The organism is Tumidithrix elongata BACA0141, from assembly GCF_036349135.1.
In the GTDB taxonomy this organism is placed as follows: domain Bacteria; phylum Cyanobacteriota; class Cyanobacteriia; order Pseudanabaenales; family Pseudanabaenaceae; genus Tumidithrix; species Tumidithrix elongata.
The window spans coordinates 1-1,676 of sequence record NZ_JAZBJZ010000225.1 but is presented as its reverse complement, the minus strand read 5'-3'; the positions used below and the strand labels follow the sequence as shown (position 1 = coordinate 1,676).

General features: G+C 45.8%; 2 protein-coding genes. Both read right to left on the bottom strand.

Features of this window, described 5'->3' with window-relative positions:
- Window positions 1-165 precede the first annotated feature (165 nt).
- Window positions 166-1,062, bottom strand: coding sequence for a ferritin-like domain-containing protein (locus V2H45_RS25490; RefSeq protein ID WP_330486507.1), 897 nt, complete (start codon window positions 1,060-1,062; stop codon window positions 166-168).
- 19 nt (window positions 1,063-1,081) lie between these two features.
- A partial coding sequence (locus V2H45_RS25485; protein WP_330486506.1) for a ferritin-like domain-containing protein occupies window positions 1,082-1,676 on the bottom strand: 595 nt, incomplete at its 5' end.

The following is a 1,676-nucleotide window of genomic DNA, read 5'->3' as shown; positions in this document are numbered from 1 at the left end:
AGGAATGTAGGGTCTTTATTCACCATTATAAAAGATGTCAAATCGGTTCTATAAATTAGCTTGGATCTATCTAGGATGCATTCGCACTGACGCGAATACATTCTAGGAGAGGATTGTGCTACTTCCATTTTCGTAACACAGCCCTTGATTGAATCGCAACAGGATTTACCATAGCCCCTGAACAGGTGCAGGTTGACCGCTTGGAGTCTCCGATGGACTGGGAACCGTTGACGATGGTTGCGTGGTTAAAATTGGATTAACCAATGCCATGACTTCCTCTTTGGTTGCATAGCCATCAAATGCCTCAGAACTAAAGGGAATAGGGAAATCGCCACGATTTTCGTTGTAAATCACCTCGCTGGCATCTCTTATCCAAGGACGCACGTCTTTACCCAGTAACGTTTGTCTCAAGAAGCGGATACCTGCGGCATGGCGGGCTTCTACCGAATGAATCTCTAAGGCTCCAGCCAGCACAGTTTTACCTGGTTCACCTGCCATCAGTAAATTTTGCACCTGTCCTTTGTAAGCAGCAACTCCTAGATCCTCAACATATTGGCCTGCAAGCAGCAGGTCGGCAGGATTGGCAAAGGGGTTGCGATTTAAAATAGCACTATAGTTTGGATTGACTGGAATGACGATCGCATCAGGGTTACCTCCTAGAGAGCGCAACACAGATGAGAGGTCGGTGACATGTTGCATTTCATCCTGACCATAGGAAACCAGTAATGCTTTCGCGACATCAGGAACTCCTGTTAGAGAACCGCTTTGCGTCGCGGCAATGGCATGACGATAAAAATCAGCTTCTAGCTTTTCTAAGGTCAGGGCATATTCCACGACCTGTTGAGGTGTAAGGATATCGCTCTGAACTGTACTTTGATCGTAGGCAGAAACCGTTGGAGCAAAGGCTAAGGAGAATAGAAAAATTAGCACGGCATATTTCGCCGAAGCTAGGATACTGCAAAAAGTTTGGCTCAATCGGCTGAGTAGATTGCTAAGGAAGTGGTGATAAGGCAAGAAAGTTATTCCTGTTGGTTGCGCGATCGCATTAAAAAAGAGTTTCATCGTTCAAGATCTCCTTGGGTTAAGCGACTAACGAACCGTTAATCGAGTTGTTCAATATTCCGAATGAGCTAACCACAGAGACGATCTGCTTCGGTGTGTACAACTCGTCGTAAGCACAACCTTTAAATGGATTCAGATTTGTTTGTAGGTCAGCATTTTTGATCAGGCGTTCGTTGTCTGCTTCGGTAGTGGGTCGTCCCAAAAGGGCTCTCATTCCTGCGGCATGACGGGCCTCGACAGAAACAATAGAACCCGCTGCCAGAATATAGGTTGGGTTGGTCAAACTTGGCCCTGCCCCGTTATAGGCATGAATGCCCAAGTCTTCTAACGTAACTGCTGTATTTAAGATTTTGTTGCGATCGCTGAGTAGCATACTTAGCCCCTGCCGATTGAAACTCAGATCGCTAGTTTGAAACGTGGCATTATTTCCTAAAACACCACGTAGGAATTTGACATGGGCGGCTTCATGATTGCCCAGTGCGCTCAAGTAGTCGAGTTCTTTAGCATCAGTGATTTGGTTACTCTTAATTACGGCTGGATAAAATGCTGCCTCCAGTTCCTCTAAGAGCGTGTTTGAGAAGTTTAGGGTAGAAAAAAAGCCCCCAAAGTTATAG

Coding starts and splice junctions, on each gene's coding strand:
- V2H45_RS25490 (WP_330486507.1), bottom strand. CDS start 1,062: ATGAAACTCTTTTTTAATGCGATCGCGCAACCAACAGGAATAACTTTC.